The sequence below is a fragment of the Pedobacter nutrimenti genome (assembly GCF_003208655.1).
Lineage (GTDB): Bacteria > Bacteroidota > Bacteroidia > Sphingobacteriales > Sphingobacteriaceae > Pedobacter > Pedobacter nutrimenti.
Map to the genome: position 1 here is coordinate 648,355 of NZ_QKLU01000001.1, position 23,003 is coordinate 671,357.

General features: G+C 40.7%; 20 protein-coding genes and 1 tRNA gene. 7 read left to right on the forward strand and 14 right to left on the reverse strand.

Annotated features, from left to right (window positions below):
* Positions 1-2 precede the first annotated feature (2 nt).
* The 3 genes from B0O44_RS02650 to B0O44_RS02660 form a co-directional block, all read right to left on the reverse strand.
* Entirely contained in the window at positions 3-872 is an 870-nt protein-coding gene (locus tag B0O44_RS02650) for an ABC transporter ATP-binding protein (RefSeq protein WP_110827138.1), read from the reverse strand.
* 111 nt (positions 873-983) lie between these two features.
* A complete protein-coding gene (locus B0O44_RS02655) occupies positions 984-2,267 on the reverse strand; it encodes a metal-dependent hydrolase family protein (protein WP_110827139.1) in 1,284 nt (427 codons plus the stop codon).
* Between the two features lie 75 nt (positions 2,268-2,342).
* Positions 2,343-3,683 (reverse strand): putative sensor domain DACNV-containing protein, encoded by a 1,341-nt coding sequence (locus B0O44_RS02660; protein ID WP_110827140.1) that lies wholly within the window; start codon positions 3,681-3,683, stop codon positions 2,343-2,345.
* Positions 3,684-3,805: 122 nt separating this feature from the next.
* Here B0O44_RS02660 and B0O44_RS02665 point away from each other — a divergent pair, with 122 nt between their 5' ends.
* The 4 genes from B0O44_RS02665 (at position 3,806) to B0O44_RS02680 (ending at position 7,251) form a co-directional block, all read left to right on the forward strand.
* Positions 3,806-4,729 carry a GlxA family transcriptional regulator gene (locus B0O44_RS02665; protein ID WP_110827141.1) on the forward strand — a complete coding sequence of 308 codons (924 nt, stop codon included), beginning with the start codon at positions 3,806-3,808 and terminating at the stop codon, positions 4,727-4,729.
* Between the two features lie 65 nt (positions 4,730-4,794).
* Entirely contained in the window at positions 4,795-5,568 is a 774-nt protein-coding gene (locus tag B0O44_RS02670; protein WP_110827142.1) for a DJ-1/PfpI family protein, read from the forward strand.
* A 108-nt stretch (positions 5,569-5,676) separates the two neighbouring features.
* Positions 5,677-6,717, forward strand: coding sequence for an NAD(P)-dependent alcohol dehydrogenase (locus B0O44_RS02675; RefSeq protein WP_110827143.1), 1,041 nt, complete (start codon positions 5,677-5,679; stop codon positions 6,715-6,717).
* Positions 6,718-6,885: 168 nt separating this feature from the next.
* The gene (locus B0O44_RS02680) at positions 6,886-7,251 is read left to right on the forward strand and encodes a DoxX family protein (protein ID WP_110827144.1); all 366 of its coding nucleotides are present in this window, start codon (positions 6,886-6,888) and stop codon (positions 7,249-7,251) included.
* Here the strand turns inward: B0O44_RS02680 and B0O44_RS02685 are convergent.
* Together B0O44_RS02685 and B0O44_RS02690 are read right to left on the reverse strand one after the other, a co-directional pair.
* A complete protein-coding gene (locus B0O44_RS02685) occupies positions 7,248-9,389 on the reverse strand; it encodes a hybrid sensor histidine kinase/response regulator (protein ID WP_110827145.1) in 2,142 nt (713 codons plus the stop codon). The two genes, B0O44_RS02680 and B0O44_RS02685, sit on opposite strands and share 4 nt — an antisense overlap.
* Positions 9,390-9,550: 161 nt before the next feature.
* Positions 9,551-10,963, reverse strand: a complete 1,413-nt coding sequence (locus tag B0O44_RS02690) for a serine hydrolase (protein ID WP_110827146.1) — start codon at positions 10,961-10,963, stop codon at positions 9,551-9,553.
* 328 nt (positions 10,964-11,291) lie between these two features.
* On the opposite strand from B0O44_RS02690, the gene B0O44_RS02695 reads away from it, so the two are divergent.
* Positions 11,292-11,367 (forward strand) — tRNA-Lys (locus B0O44_RS02695).
* Between the two features lie 553 nt (positions 11,368-11,920).
* Positions 11,921-12,760: a DUF5694 domain-containing protein gene (locus B0O44_RS02700; RefSeq protein ID WP_211321293.1), complete on the forward strand. Its 840-nt coding sequence runs from the start codon at positions 11,921-11,923 to the stop codon at positions 12,758-12,760.
* A 133-nt stretch (positions 12,761-12,893) separates the two neighbouring features.
* Here B0O44_RS02700 and B0O44_RS02705 read toward each other — a convergent pair whose 3' ends face one another.
* The gene (locus B0O44_RS02705; RefSeq protein ID WP_211321294.1) at positions 12,894-13,331 is read right to left on the reverse strand and encodes a RidA family protein; all 438 of its coding nucleotides are present in this window, start codon (positions 13,329-13,331) and stop codon (positions 12,894-12,896) included.
* A gap of 188 nt (positions 13,332-13,519) precedes the next feature.
* Between B0O44_RS02705 and B0O44_RS02710 the strand changes: the two genes are divergently transcribed.
* Positions 13,520-13,918 carry an NUDIX hydrolase gene (locus B0O44_RS02710; RefSeq protein ID WP_110827148.1) on the forward strand — a complete coding sequence of 133 codons (399 nt, stop codon included), beginning with the start codon at positions 13,520-13,522 and terminating at the stop codon, positions 13,916-13,918.
* Between the two features lie 166 nt (positions 13,919-14,084).
* On the opposite strand, the gene B0O44_RS02715 is transcribed toward B0O44_RS02710, so the two are convergent.
* The 8 genes from B0O44_RS02715 to B0O44_RS02750 form a co-directional block, all read right to left on the reverse strand.
* Positions 14,085-16,256 carry a copper-transporting P-type ATPase gene (locus tag B0O44_RS02715; protein ID WP_245943539.1) on the reverse strand — a complete coding sequence of 724 codons (2,172 nt, stop codon included), beginning with the start codon at positions 16,254-16,256 and terminating at the stop codon, positions 14,085-14,087.
* An 18-nt stretch (positions 16,257-16,274) separates the two neighbouring features.
* Positions 16,275-18,557 carry a multicopper oxidase domain-containing protein gene (locus tag B0O44_RS02720; RefSeq protein WP_110827149.1) on the reverse strand — a complete coding sequence of 761 codons (2,283 nt, stop codon included), beginning with the start codon at positions 18,555-18,557 and terminating at the stop codon, positions 16,275-16,277.
* Between the two features lie 98 nt (positions 18,558-18,655).
* Entirely contained in the window at positions 18,656-19,126 is a 471-nt protein-coding gene (locus B0O44_RS02725) for a heme-binding domain-containing protein (protein ID WP_110827150.1), read from the reverse strand.
* A 2-nt stretch (positions 19,127-19,128) separates the two neighbouring features.
* Positions 19,129-19,674 carry a DUF3347 domain-containing protein gene (locus B0O44_RS02730; RefSeq protein WP_110827151.1) on the reverse strand — a complete coding sequence of 182 codons (546 nt, stop codon included), beginning with the start codon at positions 19,672-19,674 and terminating at the stop codon, positions 19,129-19,131.
* A 158-nt stretch (positions 19,675-19,832) separates the two neighbouring features.
* Complete coding sequence (locus tag B0O44_RS02735) at positions 19,833-20,321, reverse strand: DUF3347 domain-containing protein (RefSeq protein WP_245943541.1); 489 nt, start codon at positions 20,319-20,321, stop codon at positions 19,833-19,835.
* A 105-nt stretch (positions 20,322-20,426) separates the two neighbouring features.
* Positions 20,427-20,831, reverse strand: coding sequence for a hypothetical protein (locus B0O44_RS02740; RefSeq protein ID WP_110827152.1), 405 nt, complete (start codon positions 20,829-20,831; stop codon positions 20,427-20,429).
* A gap of 364 nt (positions 20,832-21,195) precedes the next feature.
* Positions 21,196-22,020 (reverse strand): class D beta-lactamase, encoded by an 825-nt coding sequence (gene blaOXA / locus B0O44_RS02745; protein ID WP_110827153.1) that lies wholly within the window; start codon positions 22,018-22,020, stop codon positions 21,196-21,198.
* Positions 22,021-22,063: 43 nt separating this feature from the next.
* Positions 22,064-22,864, reverse strand: a complete 801-nt coding sequence (locus B0O44_RS02750; RefSeq protein WP_110827154.1) for a penicillin-binding transpeptidase domain-containing protein — start codon at positions 22,862-22,864, stop codon at positions 22,064-22,066.
* Positions 22,865-23,003 lie beyond the last annotated feature (139 nt).

Sequence of the window (23,003 nt, forward strand, 5' to 3'; positions counted from 1 at the left end):
CTTTATTTTTTGGTGATGGTGGAGAAATAAACATCTTCCAGATCGGCAGCAACCTGATCAAAACCTGCTCCCGGATTGCTGTCTGCATAGACATGCACGACGACTTTACCTTCGGCCGTATGGGAGGAAATGACCCTCATCTGGCTGCGATAGTTTTCCAGTTCGCTTTTTTCGATACTTTTGCTCCATATTTTATTTTGTATAGTGGCCTGGGCCTGCGCAGGGGTACCTTCCAGCAAAATGGTTCCTTTGTTCATCACGACCATTTTTTTGCAAAGGTTTTTGACGTCTTCCACAATATGCGTGGACAGGATCACAATGATCTGTTCACCAATTTCGCTCAACAGATTATGAAAACGGTTGCGTTCCATCGGATCCAGGCCTGCTGTTGGTTCATCCACGATGATCAGTTTTGGATTGCCCAATAAAGCCTGTGCAATGCCAAAGCGCTGGCGCATTCCGCCGGAATAATCACTGACATTCCGCTTTCTGGCCTCAAACAGATTCGTCAGCTGAAGCAATGCCTCAACCAGTTCTTTTCGTTCCGGCGCTGAAGTAATTCCTTTTAAAACGGCGAAGTGGTTCAACAGGCTTAACGCAGATACCTTAGGGTAAAAACCAAAATCCTGTGGCAGATAGCCCAGTATTTTTCTTAACTCTGTTTTTTGCTGCAACACATCAATATCACCCAGGCTGATCGTACCGCTGTCGGGATCCTGCAAAGTGGCAATGGTCCGCATTAAGGTCGATTTGCCCGCCCCATTAGGGCCAAGCAAACCAAACATCCCTTTTTCGATGACCAGGTTAATATTGTTTAAAGCTTTCAGGCCATTGCCATAGGTTTTACTGACATTAGAAATGTGAAGTTGCATAGTTTAGATTTAGGTTTTTTATGAATTAGTTGGTTTTCTTGTATAAGATGAAAAAGTTTTTCGGGTGTTACAAATTCATGACCAATTAAACACATAAAAAGCCTGCAAATCTCAATCGTTCTTATAGACCACTCCGTTTTTCATGACAAATCCTATATTTCCCATGCTGCTGATGTCCTTAATGGGGTCACCATGAACGGCAATCAGATCTGCCAGTTTTCCTTTTTCGACCACACCCAGAATATCCGTTACGCCCAGCAGTTCAGCTGCACTGAAAGTAGCCGAACGAATGGCATCCATTTCGGGCATTCCACCTTCCACCATGTACACAAATTCCTTCCAGTTTTTTCCATGCATATACACCCCTGCATCGGTACCAAAGGCTATTTTTACGCCCGCTTTCCAGGCTTTGCTAAAGGTTGATTGTATTTTTGGCCCTACCGCCAGCGCTTTGGGGGTCACCAGATCTGAAAAATAGCCCGGTGTTTTGGCTGAATCGGCCACAGATTTTCCGGCAATAATGGTGGGCACATACCAGGTACCATATTTTTTAAACAGCTCTATCGCTTCATCATCCATAAAAGTACCATGTTCAATAGAGGTCACTCCTGCCCTAATGGCCCTTTTCATGCCTTCTGCCCCATGGGCATGGGCCGCAATCCGGAAGCCATAATCTTTGGCTGTTTCCATAATCGCTTTTAATTCATCTTCGGTAAACTGGGCCCCGGAGGCATCCTTTGCCTGGCTCAATACACCTGCAGTTGAGGTGATTTTGATCAGATCGGAACCATCTTTGTAACGTTGACGGACAGCTTTTCTGGCCTCATCGGCCCCATTGATCACCCCTTCATTAGGCCCCGGATCTCCCATCAGGTCTTTACGGTACCCATTGGTCGGATCGGCATGTCCGCCCGTAGTGGCAATAGACTTTCCAGCGGTATAAATTCTTGGCCCAACAATCAGGCCTTTGTTAATGGCATTACGTAAAGCGATGTTTACCCCACTGCCACCCAGGTCACGAACAGTTGTAAAGCCTGCCATAAGGGTTGTCCGGGCATATCCTTCAGAATCAAAAGCGATATCGGCCGGGTTTTTGGTGAACTTATCCACCACTCCCCCCTTTTTTGTTTCTCCTTCCAGGTGCACATGCATGTCCATGAGCCCCGGCATCACGGTTTTATTTTTTAGGTTGATGACCTTATCGGCAGAGCCCGGCTCCACATAACCGCTTTTTACATCGGTGATCTTATTGCCTTCAATAACAACGGATACCGCTTCGAGCACTTTTTTGTTTCTGACATCAATCAGTTTTCCGCAATGAAGAATGGTTTGCTGGGCATAGGCACTCAGGCAAGCCATGGCAAGGCCGCTGAGCAGAGATAAGGTCTTTTTCATTCTGGGTCTATTTTGGTTAGGTTTAGGGTAAATATAATTAATTATTTACAATGCCAGCCCCTTGCCCAAACTTTACTAAAAACGCTTTCTGAAAATAAACTTAGGCATTTTATTGCTGGTTAAAAACTGGTACACCTTAATGTTTTCCCACATCATGACTTTGCCATTTACCGATTGGATGGCCCTGATTTCTCCATCCTGTGATACCACAAAACCTAAGCTGTCGGGATGTTTGAGGCAATAAGCAAACATCGACTGGTGTCGGGTCCCAAAGTGTGCGGCATCTATTCTGCTGCTTTTTTGGGATGGCCTGGACGACTTACTCACCCAAACATGCTCCGGAAGTTTTTTTTCTGTAATGACCGTACCAAAACCTTTAATCTGCAAATGTGGGGACAGGAGCACCAAGCCGTCTACACAACTCAAAGAAGATACAAAACGGATGGCACCAATGAGTTCGTTATGGCTGTCTATGCCCGCCTGCTTGTTGTCCTCACATGTTGCATAAAGTTCGGTCGTCATCAGTCCCTTTTTCTTTGACATTTTAGCCACCTCATCTGCCAGCAAATCTTTATTGGTTACTGCAGTAAGAATATTCATAATGGCCGATTCCACCCTGTCGTACTGCAGTTTATACTTGGTGCTCAGGTCGGCTTCAAAATCGCCGGTAATCAGCAATGCCCCTCCATGGTTATAGCTTTTAATTTTGAGCAGGATCCTGCAAATCGACTGTATGACATATTCGAAAATAATGTCATTAAATATTTCTGTTTCGTTGGGGCTCAGGCTGCTGTTGAACTTCTTTTCCAGTGCCTGATGTGAGTAAGCTGTTTTTCTCTGGATAAAAGCCGAAACAGGTCCGTGTTCAAATACATTCGGATAAAGTTTAACCAGCGAATGTTGGTTTAAAGTAGCTATGGGATGATAATCGAGCATAACATTCAGAATCCCGATCCCATTGATCATGGTTTGAATGATTCCCGGATGCAGGGGTTTCTCCTCCCTTTCATAATTCAGAAAACTTTGATAATGAACGGTCTGGTCTATCATTCCATAAATAAACAGCTTATTGTGTTCATCGTAATACACCGAAAGACTGGAGCTCCAGGGATCTGCGGCCTTGGAGAGTTTAATCAGATTTTTAATAGAAAATTCTATAGCTGGCTCAAATGGAAAAAATTTCCAGTTGTCATGCCGGTCCATCCCTTCTTCCAGGGGGTCAATGGACTGGTGGTCCAATAGGGTAACCGTCACCTTAATAAACTGACCCTCTTCAGTTTGAAGGCTCGTGTAAAACAAAGTATTGAACAGCTCCCGAAGGATCGGCTCGGAAGGTTTTTTTTCTTTGATCCGCGACCGGCTAAGTTCTCTGGAAACAAAAAAGGCAAGATCGTTTGGCGTAAAATGTTTGGCCATAATCCGGATAATTCGTTAAGTACAAATTTGCCGAATAAAAAGCAGGAAATCAAAATATGCCAGATAAACTTTGGTTTGCATTAAACACCTTATTTTCCGGCAGAAACGATTAAATTAGCCTCATGGCAACAGGACGTGTTATATTTTTTCTCTTTGATGGCGTTCATCTTCTGGACCTTGCAGGTGCAGTAACTGTATTTTATGAATCGGGTTGCTGCGGAAAACCCTATGAACTTTGTTATGTTTCTCCTTATACCCATCCAAATACTTCGAGCGGTCTGGGCTTTAACAATGTAAGCCCACTTGAAGACATAGAGGTCGTTTCCGGTGATATTGTTATTGTGGCCGGAATGGAAATTGCCAGGTGGGACCGCAATGATGATGCACGCTGGATTCCCTGGCTTCAAAAAGCCGCTGCGATGGGTGCATCCATCTGCTCAGTTTGTACAGCGGCTTTTGCCCTTGCCGCCGCTGGCTTACTTGAAGGGCGCCAATGCACTACACACTGGGCCTGGACCAGCACTTTGCAAAAGCAATATCCGGGAATTAAAGTCATAGAAAACAGATTATATGTGAAGAGCGGGAAAATTTATACCAGTGCGGGTATTGCTACCGGTATAGATCTGGCCCTTTTTTTAGTGGAAGAAGAGCACGGAATAGCTTTTGCCTGCAAAGTAGCCAAAGAAATGGTGGTTTACCTGCGCAGAGAAGGTACGGCCCGGCAAGACAGCATCTATCTTCAAAACAGACAACATATTCATCATCAAATACATCAGGTTCAAGACTATATTGTGCAACACCTCAAGCAAAAAATCAGCATCAGTGAACTTGCCCAATTGGTACACCTGAGCCCAAGAACGCTTACGCGTCTATTTAAAACTGCTACAGACCTTACCATTGGACAGTATATTCAGCAGCTTCGGCTGGAAAAAGCATTAAACCTGTTGCAGAGCAATCATAAAATGGACTGGATTGCCCGGGAATGTGGTTATAAAAGCCCAAATCAGCTTCGGCAGCTTGTGAAACAACAAACACAGCTGGCCTGATCCGTGCTTGCTTTGTCCTGATTTGTATATTAAAGCGTTGTAGATTTGTTTCTCATTTATTTTTTATGAAAAGACTACTCATTGCTTTACTTCTTTTTCCAGGTGTTTTACTTGCCCGTAAGCAAACACCCGATGTATTCATTTGTCCGCCATGCTCAGGCAGTTGTGATACACTTTCTTTTGACAAGGCCGGAACTTGCTCAGATTGTGGCATGGCGCTTCTCCACAAAACAACTACTGATGCTCCAAAAGAACATCAAACGACCATTTGTTTTTATCTTTACGAAGGTGTGGAAGTTCTTGATTTTGCCGGTCCAATGGAAGTATTTTCTTATGCCGGTTTTAAGGTGTTTACAGTTTCCAAAAAAAAGGAAGCCTTAACCTCCCAGGGCATTCTCAAGGTCCTTCCAGATTACAGCATCGCTGATGCCCCGCAGGCAGATATATTTGCCGTTTTTGGAGGCAATGACGATGTCGCAGCAGATGATCCTGAGGTGATCTCCTGGATTAAATCACGGGATAAATTCACAAATTCTTATTTTTCAGTATGTACCGGGGCATTCATTCTTGCCAAAGCTGGTTTATTAGACCATCTTCAGGTCACTACCTTTCACCGGAGCATAGAAAACCTGCAAAAGGAAATTCCTACCGCCAAGGTGCTGAAAAATGTAAGGTATATAGACAATGGGCGGATTATTACTACGGCCGGAATTTCTGCTGGTATAGATGGTGCCCTGCACCTGGTTGCCAAACTGAAAGGCAAAGAGGTTGCCTTAAAAATAGCCCAACAGATGGAATATGATAAATATGTACCTGAACAAGGCCTCATTGTTCACTAATTGCAGCGCTCCTTTTATAATTGTTTGAATTTTGCAAGTATTCATTTGAAACGCACAATTGCGTTTTAAAGTTTAGCCCTTAATTTTGTTTCAAACAAAAACTAAATAATGATACAAGCAAAAGGATATGCTGCACAAGATGCACAAACAGATTTAGCGCCATGGAATTTTGAGCGCCGGGAGGTTGGGCCACATGACATACAGATCGAAATTCTGTTCTGTGGTGTCTGTCATTCTGATCTTCATCAAATTAAAAACGATTGGTTTCCAGGCATTTTTCCAATGGTTCCCGGACATGAAATTGTAGGCCGTATTGTAAAAACCGGTGATCATGTCAAAAACTTTAAACCTGGACAGCTTGCTGGTGTGGGCTGTATGGTTGATTCCTGCCAGGTGTGTGAAAATTGCAAAGACGGACTGGAACAATATTGTCTGGAAGGCAGCACACAGACTTACAACAGTAACGACAGAGCAGGCGTGCCTACTTATGGGGGTTATTCCAACTCTATTGTGGTCCGTGAGGAGTTTGTTTTGCATGTTTCTGAAAAGCTTTCCCTGGCAGCCACTGCGCCTTTATTATGTGCCGGGATTACCACCTATTCTCCGCTCAGACACTGGAAAGTGGGTAAAGGTCACAAGCTTGCCGTGCTTGGCCTGGGCGGTTTGGGACATATGGGTGTTAAATTTGGAGTTGCCTTTGGGGCCGAAGTTACTGTATTGAGTACTTCCCCTTCCAAAGAAGCCGCCGCTAAAGAATTAGGCGCCCACCACTTTGTGGTTACCTCCGACCCTGCCCAGCTGGAAGCGGTAAAAGGATCCTTTGACTTTATCCTTGATACGGTTTCTGCGGTACACGATATGGATATGTACTTGTCTTTATTGAGAACCAATGGCACGCACATTTGTGTTGGTGTCCCTTCTGAAGCCTATGCCATTCAGCCCTTTTCTTTATTGGGCGGACGTAAAAGTGTTGCCGGATCTGGGATTGGCGGTATTGCCGAAACTCAGGAAATGCTGGACTTTTGCGCAGAACACAACATTGTGTCTGACATAGAACTTATTGATATTAAAGACATCACAGCGTCTTATGAAAGAATGCTGAAAGGTGATGTCAGATACAGATTTGTTATTGACATGGCCACACTTTAATCTGTTTTCAAAGTTAAAAAAGCCCGACCGGATTTCGGTCGGGCTTTTTTGTTTTAGGCTTTCCAGCTCCTTAACCGCCATTTAATGCTGGTTGCCATTTTTAAAATTGATTTCTTTAAAAGCCTTATTATCTTTATATTAATCATGCGTTTCAAATGACATATACAGATGAAAACAAAGGTTTTGTTGTACTTAATGGCTTTACTTTATTTTTCGGCAGGCCTGGTTCATTTTCTTAATCCTGACTTTTACCTGAGGGTCATGCCCTCCTGGATGCCCCTTAAAAGCACATTGATCTATTTATCGGGTCTTATCGAAATAGTGCTTGCTGTATTGCTGATTATGGATTCCACGAGAAAAGTAGCGGCATGGTTAATCATTGCCATGCTTGTTGTCTATTTACTGATGATTCATATTCCAATGTCGATTGATTTTTACAAAAGCGGGAACAAATATTTTTTAGCCAGCATAGCGCGTCTTTTAGGACAGTTTGTTTTGTTGTTCTGGGCCGCGATTTACACAAAAGACAATTAGCTGATATTTAGCGCCTTTACAATCTGATCGATTAACTCGGATTCCACAAAGGGCTTATTCACAAAACCTGCAAATCCAAGTTTCCGTAAATTGTTTACCTGCGCTGGTTGCGTTTCTCCACTGATCACAATCACTGGCATCCGGTTTAAAGGGGCTTTTAAGCCTTTTATGGCTTTGATCAATTCATGTCCGTCCATCTCGGGCATTTGAAGATCTGTCATCACAATTTTAATGTCTTCGCGGGCGATGATCTCCAATGCCTGTTTTCCGTCAGCAGCTTTAAAAAACTTAATGTTCCATTTGCTGGTCATCATTTCCAGAAACTTCAAATTCAACTCATTGTCGTCAACAGCCAGGATACTAATGCCATTTAACAGGGAAAGCGGGTCTTCAGACACTTGCTTTACGCCATTATCTGTTTGTTGATCAGCTCTTTTGTATGGGATATAGAAACTAAAAGTACTGCCTTTATCTGCTGCGCTTTTTACATGGATTTTTCCACCCTGCAGTTTAACAAACTGTTTGCAGATGTAAAGCCCCAATCCTGTCCCTCTTTTGCCTTTGGCAGAATTGGTCTGATAATATTTTGAAAATAAATTCGCCTGCTGGTCTGCGGGAATACCGGCACCTGTATCTATCACATCCACCTGAAGTTTGTCCTGATCTCCTTCTTTGAATAGCTTTGCCTGTACCGTTACCCCACCTGTGGCTGTATACTTGATGGCATTGCTCAACAAATTGATTATAATTTGCTTTAAACGGAACCCATCGCCAAGCAATACGGCCTCCTTATCTCCTTCAAAATGATAGTCCAGGGACAACTTCTTTTTTGTGGCGCTGAACTCCATACTTTCTATAACTGCCTTTAAAGTAAAATCGGGGTTAAAAGGATCATTATTAATCTTAAACTCACTATTTTCCATTTTTGCCGCATCAAGTGTATCATTGAGTGTGCCCAGCAACATGTCTGAGGACAACCTGATGGAGTCGAGCATATCCGATTGCCTTTTGGATAGGCTCGTTTGGCTAAAAATATATAAAAAGCCCTTAATGGCGGTCAGTGGGTTCCGGATTTCATGGCTCATGTGCAACAGAAGATCCATTTTTTGCTGCGCAATAATTACCGAGCGCTCATTTTCTTTACGCAAAAGGATTTCAGACTTATCGAGTTTAATCACAAAAATGATCAGCAGAGTGGCAAATACCAGGACGAGAAAAAGTGCAACCAGATAGAACTTGTTCAACAAGGCAGTACTTTCTTCATAGCTTTTAAAAGCCATGCTTTTAAACTCATCGGAAATGTTGTAATTAATTTCTTTAAGATCATTGATGATCCTTTCGAGTTCACCTGTAATCCGGGAATTGAGATTAATCAGCTCTCGTTGCATGTTCAGCAACTTCAGATTTTTACCCTGCAGCTCCTGCAGCTTTTTCACATAATTGTCTTTGTCGCGGTCAACAATTTTACGAATGGTCGAATCGACAATTTTATTGGTCTGGTTGTGGTTAATTTCAATAACCCCGGTGCGGTTGCCCCCATCCTTATTGGCTATTGCATCCTTTATCCTCGAAAAGAACCCCTTTCTTTTGACTTCTATTTCCTTTTTTATGGTATCACTTTTGCTTTTGGTGGTTTTATTACTGGCATGAACATCCTTAATATAACTCAATTGAGGCTTTGCCCCTGCTTGTTTAAAATCTGCGTAAACGGTTAACAAAGAATCAAAACTATGCTTTAAAAGCGCCAGTTTATCCGATAGCTGCAGTTTTTTGTAATACCAGTGCTGCACTTTTTTTCTTTGTTCTGCCGACAACCTCGAGGTATCTTTATTTTCTCTGACCAGGGTATCAATTTCATTAAAAGCGCTGGATAACTTTAATTTGTAATTTGTGGCTGCACCAGTGTCTGTGCTGACCATGGATTCCTGAAAATCATCTTCGGCCTGATGTAAAAATAACAGGGCCTGCTGAGGTCTGGCTTCATCACGCTGGGAATGATAGGCTACCTTTGATATGTTCTCTAATTTCTTAGAAATAGAATCCCTTACAATCAGGGCCGCAATGGCAAGTAAAATAGCAAAGGCCAGAAAGGCAAGAAGGATTTTTCTGGATAAAATTTGTGTGTATGTAATTTTCATTAAGATGCATTGGCAAAACAAGTAAAGATATCGCTTCCTTACTGATTAATCAGCAAGTATAACCATTTATCCTGCACAAGACCTGATATTTAACTATTTGCATATTTATTATCTCTAAAAAGAATAATTGATGAGAAAAAATTTCACAGGAGGAAACTGAATTATTTTAAAGGCTTTGCATTTTTTTGTAAAACTGGTTTTTCAAGACTTTCAATCCCCTCCCTGGCAGTCTTGTCCGAAGGATTCAATTGCAACAACTTCTTATAGCTGCTTAAGGCATTTTTTTTATCTCCTTTTTTCAAATAAACCTCTGCCAGTAAATTTAGTGTTTTAACCGATTTGGGAAACAACTTAGTGTTGTGTTCCAGCAAGACCAGGGCATCTTCGTACCTGGATTTAGAGAACAAAAACAAGCCGGCTTTGTACAGCTCAGCATCATCATCGAAATTATAGTCCTGTTCATTTTTTGCTTTCAGGTACTCATAAAATGCAATAATCTGTCTGCCATTTAAGGAGTTCAGCTGCTTTTCGATCTTTATAAAAACAGATCTTTTGGGTAAACGATAGGCCGAGCCATCCAAAATGGCCTGTATCCCTGTATTCAATTCCTGGAGCCTGGCATTTTCCAGATTCGAAAAAAGAATCACTGTCCTTTTTTCAGACAGATCTGATACTTGCAGCACACTATTGCTCAAAAAGGACCCGGTATTGGTGTGCCGGATAAGTTTGTCACCGTTCCAGCTGACATTCTGCTTTCCGGGCTGAGCGGAACCAAAAAGAAATTTAAGTGATTCCGATTTTATAATCTTTAAGCCATACAAGGCTTCGGTCCATCTATAAAAATCATCCAGGGTTAAAGACAGCATCTTATATACCGGTTTGAAGGGTTGATCCTCTGTTCCGTCATTTTTAAAAGCCCTTGCAATCAGTACATCTTTTGAGGTGGGGCTTACCAGTGCATTTTTTAAATTGTTTGGTTTAAAAACATGCTCTTCTAAAAACTTATCAAAAGTCTGTTTACTAATTTTTTCTATAAGCTTTTGTTGAACATATACACTCAGGTCACTGTACTGGTATTTGCTGCCCGGATCAAAATCGAGTTCCTTTATTTCTTTTAAGAGCGCCATACCATCCGGATCATTTTTCGAAGTTGTTTCTTTGCGTTCAGGTATCCCACTGCTCCATTGAATCAGGTTTTTAATACTGATCTTTTCCGCCCATGCCGGCAAATCTGGTAAATACAAGGACAGCTTATCCTCCAGATTAAGCTTTCCCTCCTCTTTTAACAGCATCAGGGCTACCAGGCCAAATTCCCTGGTGAGGGGCCCCAGTACAAACCGGTACTCTTCACTAAGCCTGTTCTTTTTTGAAGCATCTGCGAAGCCCATAGAACCTTTATAAATGACGTTGTCCTGGTCTGCGACAAGCAGGTTTCCATTAAAAAAACCAAACTGGTAATAACGGTCTACCAGGGAATCAATTTTAAGAACTTTTTTATCCTGGGCTTTACTACTGCTGGTCAAAACCAAAGAGAGCAGGGCATAAAAAAGTATACATTTTAAAGAGTCTTTCATAATATTCTCAGCCTGAGTATTCCATTTCAGTACTGACCATCGGCTTAATTCTGTCCTATTGTAACGAATAATAAAGCAAAACCTATATAGGCTAATACTTATCGTCAGCGTTTAATAACACAAACTCTTAGCTTATAGTTTAAAACAAATGCTTTTTTATTAAACAAAGAGAGGCTATAATGACATCATTCAATACTATGTTGTTAACTGAAGAAAAATTTTCTCTCTATAAATCAGTATTTTGAATCTCATTCATCTTTTTTTAGTGTTTTATTTATGCAGCATATAGAAAAATTAATATCTTTGCACTCCTTCAAACAACGAAGATGATTCCGTAGCTCAGCTGGTAGAGCATTACACTTTTAATGTAGTGGTCCTGGGTTCGAATCCCAGCGGGATCACCAAAAGCCTCAGAGAAATCTGAGGCTTTCTTGTTTACAGTAAAACGGATTCGAACAGAAGGGCCGGCCAGGTTCGAAACTGGTTCTTGAGCAGGCTGAGTTCGGGTAAGAGCGAGCGAAAAATCCCAGCGGGATCACCAAAAGCCTCAGAGAAATCTGAGGCTTTCTTGTTTACAGTAAAACGGATTCGAACAGAAGGGCCGGACAGGTTCGAAACTGGTTCTTGAGCAGGCTGAGTTTGGGTAAGAGTGAGCGAAAAATCCCAGCGGGATTATAAAAAACAGTATCATAACTGATAAAAGCCTTGCAAATCAAATGATTGTAAGGCTTTTGTTTTTTATCGAAAATCCTAATATATACATCAAATCACACATACAAACTGAGTGATTCGGTGAGTAAATAACATAGCGGCGTTACGGAGTAAGTAAAAACTCGTGAATGGTTCTCCATGGTGCACATTCCATAGATAAAATTCACCTATCATGCAACGTTTCCTTCTTTACATTGTCTTTTAACGATAAACATTATGATTATTATGAAAAATACCCGCTTAAAGATGTTATTATTTCTTTCCCTGTTTTTACTAAACGCTTCCCTATCTTTCGGACAGCATAAAACCGACATATTACCGCTGTCATCGTTTTTCCCAAAACAGGTAAAAGTATTGTTCGTTGGATCCTTTCATTTTCACTATCCGGGATTAGATGCCCATGTCATTGCCGATAGCAACAAAGTTGATGTGCTTTCCGAATCCAGAAAAAAAGAGGTTACCGAACTGGTCAACTACATCAAGAGGTTCAAACCCACAAAAATCGCCATTGAGGCTTTTCCAAAGTGGGAGTCGACAGAAAAATTAAGGGGTTACAAAAAGGGTGCGTACAGAATGGAACGTGATGAAAGATATCAGCTCGGGCTTCGGATTGCAAATGAACTCCACTTAGATACGATCTATGCAATTGACGATAATCCAATGGTATCAGACCCTGGAAAGTTTGACCCGGTCTACATTAAAAACCTATTCAAAGATTACGACTATAAAAGCGACGACCCTTATAGTAAGATATACGAAAAATGGTACGCTTACGAAGACAAATTGCAGTTAAGACTAAATTTGCTTGACTATTTTAAACACATCAATTCCAGAACTTACCACCAGGCCGGACACGGAGCCTATCTAACAGGAGATTTCAAGTTAGACCATAAAAGAGGTGCCGATGCGCTTACAATGAACTGGTACAGTAGAAATTTGAGAATATTCAGAAACCTCCAAGAAATAACGGAAGGTCCTAAAGATAGGATTTTGGTCATATTTGGAAATGGACATGGTTCCATTCTCAGGCAACTACTGGAAAGCTCACCAGAATATGAATGGGTAGAGTTTGACAAACTAAAATAAGTTGAGCAAGCTAAGTGTGTATTTCGGGGAGTCGAATTAAAAAACACCTATAAGTGTTATTTAAAGGCTGATATTCGAACAGAAGAGCTAAGCTAACTGGTTCACTCCGGTTCCCTAAAGCTTTTTCAGCAGATTATTTCGGCAAATGCGCGATCAATTCAACCTCTAACTTAGAATCCGGCATATACAGTCGTCCTATTTGTACCCATGTAGCTGCTGGAAAGTCCTGCTTGTAAAACTTTTTTCTAACATAATTGTATTTTTTCATTGCCTCGATATCTGTTGTATATAAATTTTCTTTTACAACATTTTCAAAGGTGGCACCATAACTGAATAGTGAAGCTTTTAAAGCGTTATAAACAGATGTAATGCCTTCAGGGCTTATATCATTTGTTACCGCGCCAGAAATGTAAAGAATATTGTCAACTTTTAAAACCTGAGTATAACCAGCAGTAGTATCTTGTTTGGACGCTTTGTTCCAATGCCATTTTTCTTTTTTAATGCTTGCTTCTTGTGAAAAACTCTTAAAAGAAATGAAGAGAAAAGTGGCCAGGATAAAATGTCGCATCATGATTTATTTTAGTTAAAATGTTTCAGCTAATGCCTAAATATCTGAAAGTTTCACAAAATGCGCAACTCACAAAGACTTTGAATCCATTAAAACCATGCTGTAGGCATAAGGCCCCTGCCCCGCATGATTAAGATATTCCTATATTGCGGCGATTTTTATTTTACATTATAGCACATTCCGAAAAAAACATGAAAACAATTGACAAACTCGCCTGGATAGAAATTAAAGATAAATCTATATTATCTACAAAATCTTTAGGAAAAGAGAAGTATTACATTCCAGGGGGAAAAAGAGAGCAGGGAGAAAACGATGAACAAGCATTATGTCGTGAAATTATAGAAGAGTTGAGTGTTGAACTTGAAGCGAAAACGATAAAATACATAGGAACATTTGAAGCACAGGCCGACAGTCATCCCGATGGAGTTAATGTAAAAATGACCTGTTACATGGCAAATTACAAAGGAGAATTGAAAGCATGTTCAGAAATAGAACATTTTGAATGGCTCAAGTATTCTGACAAAGATAAAATCTCTGAGGTTGATAAATTGATATTTGACTTTTTAAAGGAGCAAGATTTAATTGACTAGTAAGCCCCATGTCTAAATCTATTAAAAAAGCTTGTTGGTCCTTGTTATAATTCGAAAGAGTTACCACTTACAACACAGCATTCTACCACCAAAGCCCGGCAATAATAACGGGCTTTGGTTTAGTGTTCTATAGATCATTAAATTTCTCTCATACGTTCGGTTAAAATTACTCAATCTTAGCCGTTCTAAGACGCAGGGAGTTCAGAATTACAGATACGGAACTAAAACTCATGGCAAGTGCAGCGATCATTGGTGACAATAAAATTCCAAAAAGCGGATACAGGAGCCCCGCTGCAACCGGGATCCCCAGAACATTATATCCAAGTGCAAAAAAGAGGTTTCCCTTTATATTGCCCATCACTTTATGGCTCAATAATCTTGCCTTAGAAATTCCATTCAGATCACCTTTGACCAAAGTAATGGCAGCACTTTCAATGGCAACATCTGTTCCTGTCCCCATGGCAATGCCAATATCTGCCTGTGATAATGCCGGGGCATCGTTGATCCCGTCGCCGGCCATAGCAACCTTTTTACCTTCAGCCTGTAGCTTTTTTATTTCATTCAACTTATCCTCGGGAAGCATCCCAGCTTTGAAGCCATTTAAGTTCAGCGCTGAGCTGACTGCTTTTGCTGTATCTTCATGGTCCCCTGTAAACATAATGACCTTTAAACCCTCCTTTTGAAGTTTGCCAATGGCCTCTTTAGCCGATTCTTTTATTTTATCAGAAATGACCACAAAGCCTACAGCCTTCTGCCCTATAGCCAGATAGGAAACGGTCTTTCCCTGTTTTTGAGCTAATTCGACTTGCCCATTCAATATCGGATCAATTTGAGCTTTGACATGCTCCATTAATTTCAGGTTGCCTAAGGCCAATTGCTCCTTTTGAAGCTGACCCACTACCCCTTTACCGGTTACCGCTTCAAAATTGAATATGGGCTGAACAGCGATTTTATGCTCCTGTCCATACCGTAAGGTAGCTTGTGCCAAAGGGTGTTCACTGCTGTTGTTTAATGCCACTATTTTTTCAAGAAGCTCCATTTCGGTAAAACCGGGATCTGCGCTAACGATTTTTTCAACGGAGGGTTTACCTTCAGTTACTGTCCCTGTTTTATCAATAATGACCACATCAATGGCATTCATTTTCTCTAATGACTCTGCATTTTTAATCAGCACACCTGCTTGTGCACCTTTTCCTACGCCCACCATTACCGACATAGGCGTAGCAAGACCAAGGGCACACGGACAGGCAATGATCAATACCGCAATGGCATTTACAAAAGCATAAACATAAGCCGGCTCAGGCCCATAGATGGCCCATATCATAAATGTGGCTATAGCGATCAATACCACAACAGGAACAAAATACCCTGAAATTTTATCCGCCATTTTTTGAATGGGTGCTTTGGACCTGCTCGCAGAATTCACCATTTCAATAATCTGTGACAGAAGTGTCTCTGAACCAACTTTTTCGGCAATCATGACAAAACTTTTATTCCCATTAATTGTACCTGAACTAACTTTATCCCCAGGCTGCTTCTCCAGGGGAACAGGCTCACCGGAAATCATGGATTCATCGACAATGGCTTCACCTGATTTAATACTCCCATCTACAGGTATTTTCTCTCCGGGTTTCACCCTTAACAGGTCTCCTTTTTGAATGTCCTCAATAGCTACTACCGTTTCGTTTTCACCCTGTATTCTGGTGGCTGTGTTCGGTGCTAATTTCAGGAGCTCCTTAATGGCACTGTTGGTTTTACCGTGTGCCCTGGCTTCTAAAAGCTGCCCCAACAAGACCAGGGTAAGAATGACCGTTGCAGCTTCAAAGTACACGTACACTGTTCCATGGTGGGTCTTAAACTGATCAGGAAAAATTCCCGGAAAGAGCAGGGCGACCAGACTAAAAAGCCAGGCCACCCCTGCACCAATGCCAATTAAGGTAAACATATTCAGCTTCCAGGTCTTTACAGATTGCCATGCCCGCTGAAAGAACATCCATGTTGCATAAAAAACTACCGGGATGGAAAAAACAAACTGAACCCAATTCCAATATTTTAATTCCATTAGCCTAAAAATCGGATTACCAGGAATCATTTCTGACATTGCAATCAAAAATATAGGAACAGTAAAGACCGTTGCTATCTTAAATTTCCGTAAAAGCGTTTCATAAGTTTTATCTTCCTGTTCTACATTAACACCTAAGGGCACCAGGTCCATTCCGCATATTGGGCACGCGCCGGGCTTCTCCCTGATAATTTCCGGATGCATGGGACAGGTAAATTGCCCCCTGTGGTCAGCGTTGTTTATTTTTGTATGATGAACTGGATGTAAATGTTCCATGATGTGATGAGGATTAGGTTAATAATTCAATGTTAGCCCAGCGCCATAGCCCATGTCGCTGTCATAGTGGGTAGATAGTCCAAAATATTTTGTAACAATATATCTCAAACCAGCCATATATTCTTTATCTGTATTGACCATAAATTGAAAACGAAGTCTGCTGGATACCGGAATATCTTCCCTGCTCAGCTGGAACCTCACATTTCCTTTATGATCAACAGATGCATCTGCTACAATCAGCATGGGTAAAGTATACTGCAGGCCCAAATGAAACACCTGCCTGAAGTTTTTGGTGTTTCGCTGTCCGAAAAGATTATCTCCCGGTGCTACAGATTGCCCGAAAATATTCTTGTCTGAAGGATCTATGGTCCTCTTTCTAAAGTCCCAGCCTATGTATGGGAAAAGCCATTGATTTCTTCCCAAGTATCTTCCAAAATGACTTTCAGTTTCATAGCCCATCTCTTTATCAAAACCAACCCGCCATTCGGTTGTAAACCGGTACCGGGTATTGGCCAGCATGATCTGTCCGTCACTGCCATTGCTTTCAATTCCAATTCTGGCCATGGGATGAAATTCCCTGTCATCACTAAACAATTTGCGCTGGGCCAATTTAGGATTAGGAATTTCGGGATTGGGCGCTGAGTTTTCATAGCTGAATACCCGACCCATACCGCTCATCATATGGTAAAGAATATGGCAATGAAAAAACCAATCGCCGCCAGGTTCCCTTGCCGCAAATTCGATCGTATCCCGCTCCATTGGCATAATGTCAATGATATTTTTCATTGGTGCATACTCACCTTGCCCGTTAACCAACCTGAAGTCATGCCCGTGCAGGTGCATTGGGTGACGCATCATACTGTTGTTGTATAAAATGATCCTTACGTTTTCACCTTTTTTTATCAGGATTTTATCGCTTTCCGAAACCGTCTTGTTGTCCAAAGTCCACACATAACGGTTCATATTACCCGTAAGGTCAAATTTCAATTCTTTCCATGGACCAGCCGGCAAAGTCGTTTTCTTCGGGGCACGGAGCATCGCATAGTTCAAAGTAACGATATCAGAGTTGTCGGTTCCCATATTCATTCCAGCCATGCTTTGATCATTTGGCATCTGCATACCAGGCATTTCGGCTTTTTTTGCTTTCCCTTTACGGTGTTCTTCGCCTGTTACTTCTGGGTACATGACCGTGTTCATATCCATGACCTGGTTCTGCATCTTCATACCTTCCATTTCCACCATGTTACCACCCATATCCATCATGTCATTCATCATTTTCATTCCTGCAAAGTATTTCAACTTTGGCAGCTTCTTCGCTGAGACTTTCTCTCCCCTGCCCAACCAAAGTGATGCCGATTTGGTCCGGTCTTCGGGTGTAACTAAAAACTCATAACTTTTATTTTCGGGAATGGTCACCACCACATCATAGGTTTCAGACACCGCTATAATCAGCCTGTCCACTTCAACTGGTTCCACATCATTTCCATCTGTAGCAACTACAGTTATTTTACCACCTGAATAACTCAGCCAGAAATAATCCGATGCCCCACCATTGGCAATCCTTAACCTCACCTTATCGCCTGCCTTAAACTGTGGCTGAACATTCTGGTTCTTCCCATTAATCAAAAATGTGTCATAGTACACATCACTTACATCCATGGCGTTCATCCGTTTCCACTCGTTGCTTAGTTTTGTTTTAAAGTGGCCTGTTCCAATGGCCTCTGCATAACTTTGGGTCGTGCCTTTTTGAATGGCAAACCAATCGTCGGCATTTTTCAGGCGCCGGTGAACCTCTTCCGGTTTCATATCGGTCCACTCGCTGATCACTATAGGAACAGTTGGAATATCCCATTCTTTCTTTTTGTTGATAATGAACGCGCCATACATACCAATTTGTTCCTGCAATTCGCTATGGCTATGATACCAGTGTGTACCATGCTGAACGATGGGAAACTTATATACATAGGTAGAATGAGGCTTAATCGGCATTTGTGTAAGAAAGGGAACCCCATCCATTTTATTTGGCAAAAACAAGCCATGCCAGTGTAAAGAGGTCTCTTCATTCAGTTTATTGTGCACATAGATCAATGCCGTATCTCCTTCAGTAAAAGTTAATGTCGGCATAGGTATTTGCCCATTTACAGCAATTGCCCTTTTCGTTTTTTTTCCATAGGTTACCGTTGTATCTGCAACGTAGAGATCGTAACGAACGGTGCGTGGTGGCACTTTCATTTCCTTCTTGTCCTGAGCAGAGGCTACAGTATAAAGAATCAATAGAAAGGCCGTTAATATGTTTTTCATAACTTTATGATTTGTTTTTTGGTGATGAAGCGATCGGTAACCCGTTTTTTGTTTTCTGTAGGTGTCCTGGTGATGGCTTCATTTCTTTAGTGATCAGATCAGTTAGAGATTCTTTTGTTTAAGCTATCTTTTGAATCCTGGGCCCAGTTTATCATTATCTTCTTTTCTGCATCACTCAAAACAGCATTTCTATGGATCAGCGTATAAGAAGATAAAGGCATTGTGCCTTCTTTTAGACTATTCTCCACAGAACGTAATTTATTTTGCTGTTTTCTTGGACTGTAGCTGCCAAATTCATTAAAATTTAACTGCTGTTTCGCAGATTGTATGTGGGCATTCATAAACCAATGTATAGGCTGTATATAACCGTACCATGGATAATCTGTATGATTGCTGTGGCAGTCATAACAGGCTTTTTTTAAAATTCCCTGAACTTCTTCCGGCATGGCAAGTACTTTAGAAATGTCATTGGGCATAACCTGCCCGCTTTGATTGCGGGCAGGTTGTATAAGCTGTATCATTATAAAAACCACCAATAATCCCAGCGATATTTTCTTTATGCCTTTCATTTTTATGGTTTCAACTCCTCTTTAAGCGAACCGCAAGTCGGCATGGTTTTTCCCATATAAGGATTTTTAATGTCCTTTACTTCGCTTAACCAGATTGCCCCTTTATCGTTATTGTACATTGGACATTGGTCAACATACAAAAGTTGAGGACTTCCAAGTAATTTAACCAAATCGTACATATCCTTGCTCAACATATCGAAATGTTCACGTTGATGTATAATATTTCCGGCATTGGACCCTATGTGTTCGGCATGTTCTTTAGCATCATCATATATGTCACTATATGCTTTATCCTGCTGGGGTGTTAAGGATTTTTTATCGAAAGCTGCAAAGGCCACAACCATTTCTTTTCCGGCAGCAGCTGCATCTTTATCATTGTCAGCTGTAAAGGCGTTTTTTAGCTTTAGGTATGCATTTAATATTGCTGCAGCAGAACTTCCTTTTTCTGAGGAAACCGATGTAGCAGCGGTTTGAGTTTTTTGACCTCCGTTAGAACAGGCGGCTAGAAATAATAAAGAAAAAACGAGGCTATAAATTAATGTTTTCATTGTATTTTTTAATAAAAATATTTTTAATGATGAATAACCTGCTCAAGGAATACAGCGCATAGGCTTCGCCTGTAGCAGAATGATTTAATATACCCTGAAGTCAATTGTACAGCCGGCCCCACCAAATAAATAGGAAGCTGTACAATTAACAAACAGAATTACTTTAAAGTTTCCTTAACTGAGCCGCAGGTGAGCATCTGTTTACCGAAATAAGGGTTTTTGATGGCTGGGTTATCAGATAGCCAATAACTCTTTTTCATTGGGCAATAATCATAATAAATGGCCTCATTAGTCAGCTTTACAGCTTTGGCCAGTTTAAAAAGATTGGCAGAAAAATTAGCAAAATGTTCTCTTTGGTGAGCAATATCTTTTGTTTCTGAGATGTGTTTGGCATCAAATGCGAGTTTGTCCTGAAGCCCCATAAAAGCAGTCATTTCTGCTGCAGGCATGGATTTCATATTTATACTACCTAATGTTTTAGAAAATTCGCCCGCTTTAGACGCTGCCAGAGTTGCATCGGCGTTTACCAGTGCATTTTTGATGTCGTAATAGGTGGTTAATAAAGTTGTTGCCTGGTTGCTTTGAGCAAAACCTGGCTTGATCGATACAGTTGCCACTAAAGCAATGATTAAAAATATCTTTTTCATGGTGTAATTATTTAATGTTTATACTTATTTCCGCACATGGCAATAACCATGTACATGTCTTTGTGCGCCTGGAGCCCTAACAGCGCCCTGGCAAAACATTAAATCTTATATCTGAAAACTTTGAATCACTATGCGGATATCCCTGTTGGGCGGCCGCTCCTTCTGATCTGCAAAGATGTTCTCCTTAAGTTCAGTACTTGCTACCCGAACCCCTAAAGAATAAGAATAATCAGGCAGCCATAAGACTGGTAAAACCACCTGCACTTTACCACTTTCAGGAACCAGTTTGCTTTGAGCGACCAGATCATTGACTAAATTTTTACAGCAAGGATCTTGTTTTGAAATATTCAAGCCGGATACAGGGGCCGTTTTGTGCTCATGCACGTGTGCATGCGCATGGTCATGGTCATGATCTTTATGGCCGCTAGGCTCCATTCCCAAAGCACAGCCGAAGCCCACAAGGGTGTGGAGTAAAAATAGGACCAACAGAAATACGGCTTTACTTTTCATGACTATACAAATCTAGTCCATGAACGCAAAATTAAATTTACATAATTCCGTATATAACTTACATCATTTTGAGCGACATTTTACCTGATGGATTTTATTGACCACACCAGCAGGACAATCCCACATCTATATAGGAATTTTGGGCAGTCAGAAAACCATGCATTTTATTCCAGCCTTCCGGACTTAATATCGATTTAAATTACCCGTAAGATTTTAAGCCTAACTGTTGAAGCTTATTTTTATCCTCACTTATACCTGGTCTAAAAACTATTTCCATTCAGTAGTAATGCTAAGTTAAGCCGAAGATATAGAATTACAATAATTAAATTGAGGTAGAATTCCTGATCAAACAAAAAAATCTATTTCAATCTTTGCCCTTTTTCTTTAAGATTTCCAATTCATTAAGAATATCACTTAAAATATCAAATCTGGCTTTTCCAAAATCGGGGTTTTTATCGGTTGATTGGATGCAATTTGAAAAGTAATAGACATTATCCCTGGTTGTAATATACCCTACATACCAACCAACATATTGTTGATCTTGTTTACCTAAACCTGGTTTTCCTCTCATAACAGAACCTAAGGTATCTTTAACAATCATAATGTCCTTTACAATATTCATTGATCGCTTTGAGAAAGGAAGTTTGTTGTCATGAAGTCTCCTCAAAAAATCAATTTGTTCATTGGGGCTAATCCTAAGTTTTCCAGACAACCAAAAAGCATCAATGCCTCCTGCGATATCAGCGTTACCATACCTGGCCTTCTCTAACCAGCTCTTCATCCTATCTTCACCTACATGTCTTGCCAACTCCTGGTAATACCAAACTGTAGAATTTTTAAATGCATTTTTCATGTCTGTATCTTTATTCCATGCCGGAAGCTGACGTTCCTTTCCATCCCATTTAAGAATGGCATGTTCGTCTTTAACAAATCCAGTTTCTAAGGACACCAATGAATTGCATATTTTAAAAGTAGAGGCTGGTGTAAATGGCTCAACTATTTGCTCTTGGTTATATATAGTATATCGGTCATTCTTTTGGTCATACATAATGAATGAACCATTTACTTTATATTTATCATAGAATCTTTTAAAATCTTCCCGGATTATTTTGGATGATCCGGGCTTAAAAGAAACCAGTAAAACTAGGCTTGCGATCGTAACTAAAGAATATAGTTTTATAAATTTCATGCTGTTTTCAAGAATAATTAACTTTATTTTGGTTTTTTATACACTACAGAATATGTAGCTCCCTGAAAATTTTCATTGTAATTTCCTTTCTGCACTTACCGAATCCCAGGTTAATATCTGCCATGTCTTTAATCAAACGTGTTGCAAAAAAATATACATTTCCTTTACGCTCCACATATCCAATCCACCACCCTGTGTCTTTGCCTCTATCTCTTGTCCACCCTGTTTTAGCCCTTATGGTATAGTCTTTGGTTTTTGTTTCAATCATCATTTTTTTGAGTATTCCAAAAGAACTTTTTTTAAAAGGCAGGCTTTCTTCATAAACACCACGCAATATTTCTACCTGGTTAACGGGAGAAATCGAAAAATCTCCAAAATTCCAAAAGTCAGGGTCATTTACTGAAAGATCTGCATTGCCATATTTACTGGCTTCAAGGTATTTTTTATATCTTTCTTTACCGATTTTCTTCGCCATTTCAACATATGCCCAACCTGCTGACAGCCTAAAAGCATCCTTCATGCTCATATCATGATAAATATCCGGGCGATAGCCGTATTTCAAGGTATCTGTTGAGCCCGGCCATTTGATTATTTGGTTTTCATCAACAGCGATACCTGTTTCAAGAGCGATCAGCGTATTTATAATTTTAAAGGTCGAGGCCGGTAAACTCGGTTTATTGCTATCTGCAATATCACTGGATATCCATTTTTTCTCCTTTAAATCATATATGGTGATACTTCCTTTGATCTTACAATCCTTAAAAGGTTTTTCAAGATTGACCTGGGCCTTAGACTGGCTGACCAGTATATTGATCCATAACAGGATTAAAATTAATTTGTTCATCCAGTCAGTTTGTTAAAAGTTGAATTTTATTCCTCATTTGATCGTTTCATCTCAAAGAGTGTAATGTACAAAGTAATCCACATAATTGTCTACTACCCCCAAAATCTTACAAACATTTAATACCCCTTGTTTTCGACTA

Bases quoted from the DNA above. Each gene is read 5' to 3' on its own strand.
- B0O44_RS02650 (WP_110827138.1), bottom strand. From the start codon at position 872: ATGCAACTTCACATTTCTAATGTCAGTAAAACCTATGGCAATGGCCTG.
- B0O44_RS02655 (WP_110827139.1), bottom strand. From the start codon at position 2,267: ATGAAAAAGACCTTATCTCTGCTCAGCGGCCTTGCCATGGCTTGCCTG.
- B0O44_RS02660 (WP_110827140.1), bottom strand. From the start codon at position 3,683: ATGGCCAAACATTTTACGCCAAACGATCTTGCCTTTTTTGTTTCCAGA.
- B0O44_RS02665 (WP_110827141.1), top strand. From the start codon at position 3,806: ATGGCAACAGGACGTGTTATATTTTTTCTCTTTGATGGCGTTCATCTT.
- B0O44_RS02670 (WP_110827142.1), top strand. From the start codon at position 4,795: ATGAAAAGACTACTCATTGCTTTACTTCTTTTTCCAGGTGTTTTACTT.
- B0O44_RS02675 (WP_110827143.1), top strand. From the start codon at position 5,677: ATGATACAAGCAAAAGGATATGCTGCACAAGATGCACAAACAGATTTA.
- B0O44_RS02680 (WP_110827144.1), top strand. From the start codon at position 6,886: ATGAAAACAAAGGTTTTGTTGTACTTAATGGCTTTACTTTATTTTTCG.
- B0O44_RS02685 (WP_110827145.1), bottom strand. From the start codon at position 9,389: ATGAAAATTACATACACACAAATTTTATCCAGAAAAATCCTTCTTGCC.
- B0O44_RS02690 (WP_110827146.1), bottom strand. From the start codon at position 10,963: ATGAAAGACTCTTTAAAATGTATACTTTTTTATGCCCTGCTCTCTTTG.
- B0O44_RS02700 (WP_211321293.1), top strand. From the start codon at position 11,921: ATGTTATTATTTCTTTCCCTGTTTTTACTAAACGCTTCCCTATCTTTC.
- B0O44_RS02705 (WP_211321294.1), bottom strand. From the start codon at position 13,331: ATGATGCGACATTTTATCCTGGCCACTTTTCTCTTCATTTCTTTTAAG.
- B0O44_RS02710 (WP_110827148.1), top strand. From the start codon at position 13,520: ATGAAAACAATTGACAAACTCGCCTGGATAGAAATTAAAGATAAATCT.
- B0O44_RS02715 (WP_245943539.1), bottom strand. From the start codon at position 16,256: ATGGAACATTTACATCCAGTTCATCATACAAAAATAAACAACGCTGAC.
- B0O44_RS02720 (WP_110827149.1), bottom strand. From the start codon at position 18,557: ATGAAAAACATATTAACGGCCTTTCTATTGATTCTTTATACTGTAGCC.
- B0O44_RS02725 (WP_110827150.1), bottom strand. From the start codon at position 19,126: ATGAAAGGCATAAAGAAAATATCGCTGGGATTATTGGTGGTTTTTATA.
- B0O44_RS02730 (WP_110827151.1), bottom strand. From the start codon at position 19,674: ATGAAAACATTAATTTATAGCCTCGTTTTTTCTTTATTATTTCTAGCC.
- B0O44_RS02735 (WP_245943541.1), bottom strand. From the start codon at position 20,321: ATGAAAAAGATATTTTTAATCATTGCTTTAGTGGCAACTGTATCGATC.
- B0O44_RS02740 (WP_110827152.1), bottom strand. From the start codon at position 20,831: ATGAAAAGTAAAGCCGTATTTCTGTTGGTCCTATTTTTACTCCACACC.
- blaOXA (WP_110827153.1), bottom strand. From the start codon at position 22,020: ATGAAATTTATAAAACTATATTCTTTAGTTACGATCGCAAGCCTAGTT.
- B0O44_RS02750 (WP_110827154.1), bottom strand. From the start codon at position 22,864: ATGAACAAATTAATTTTAATCCTGTTATGGATCAATATACTGGTCAGC.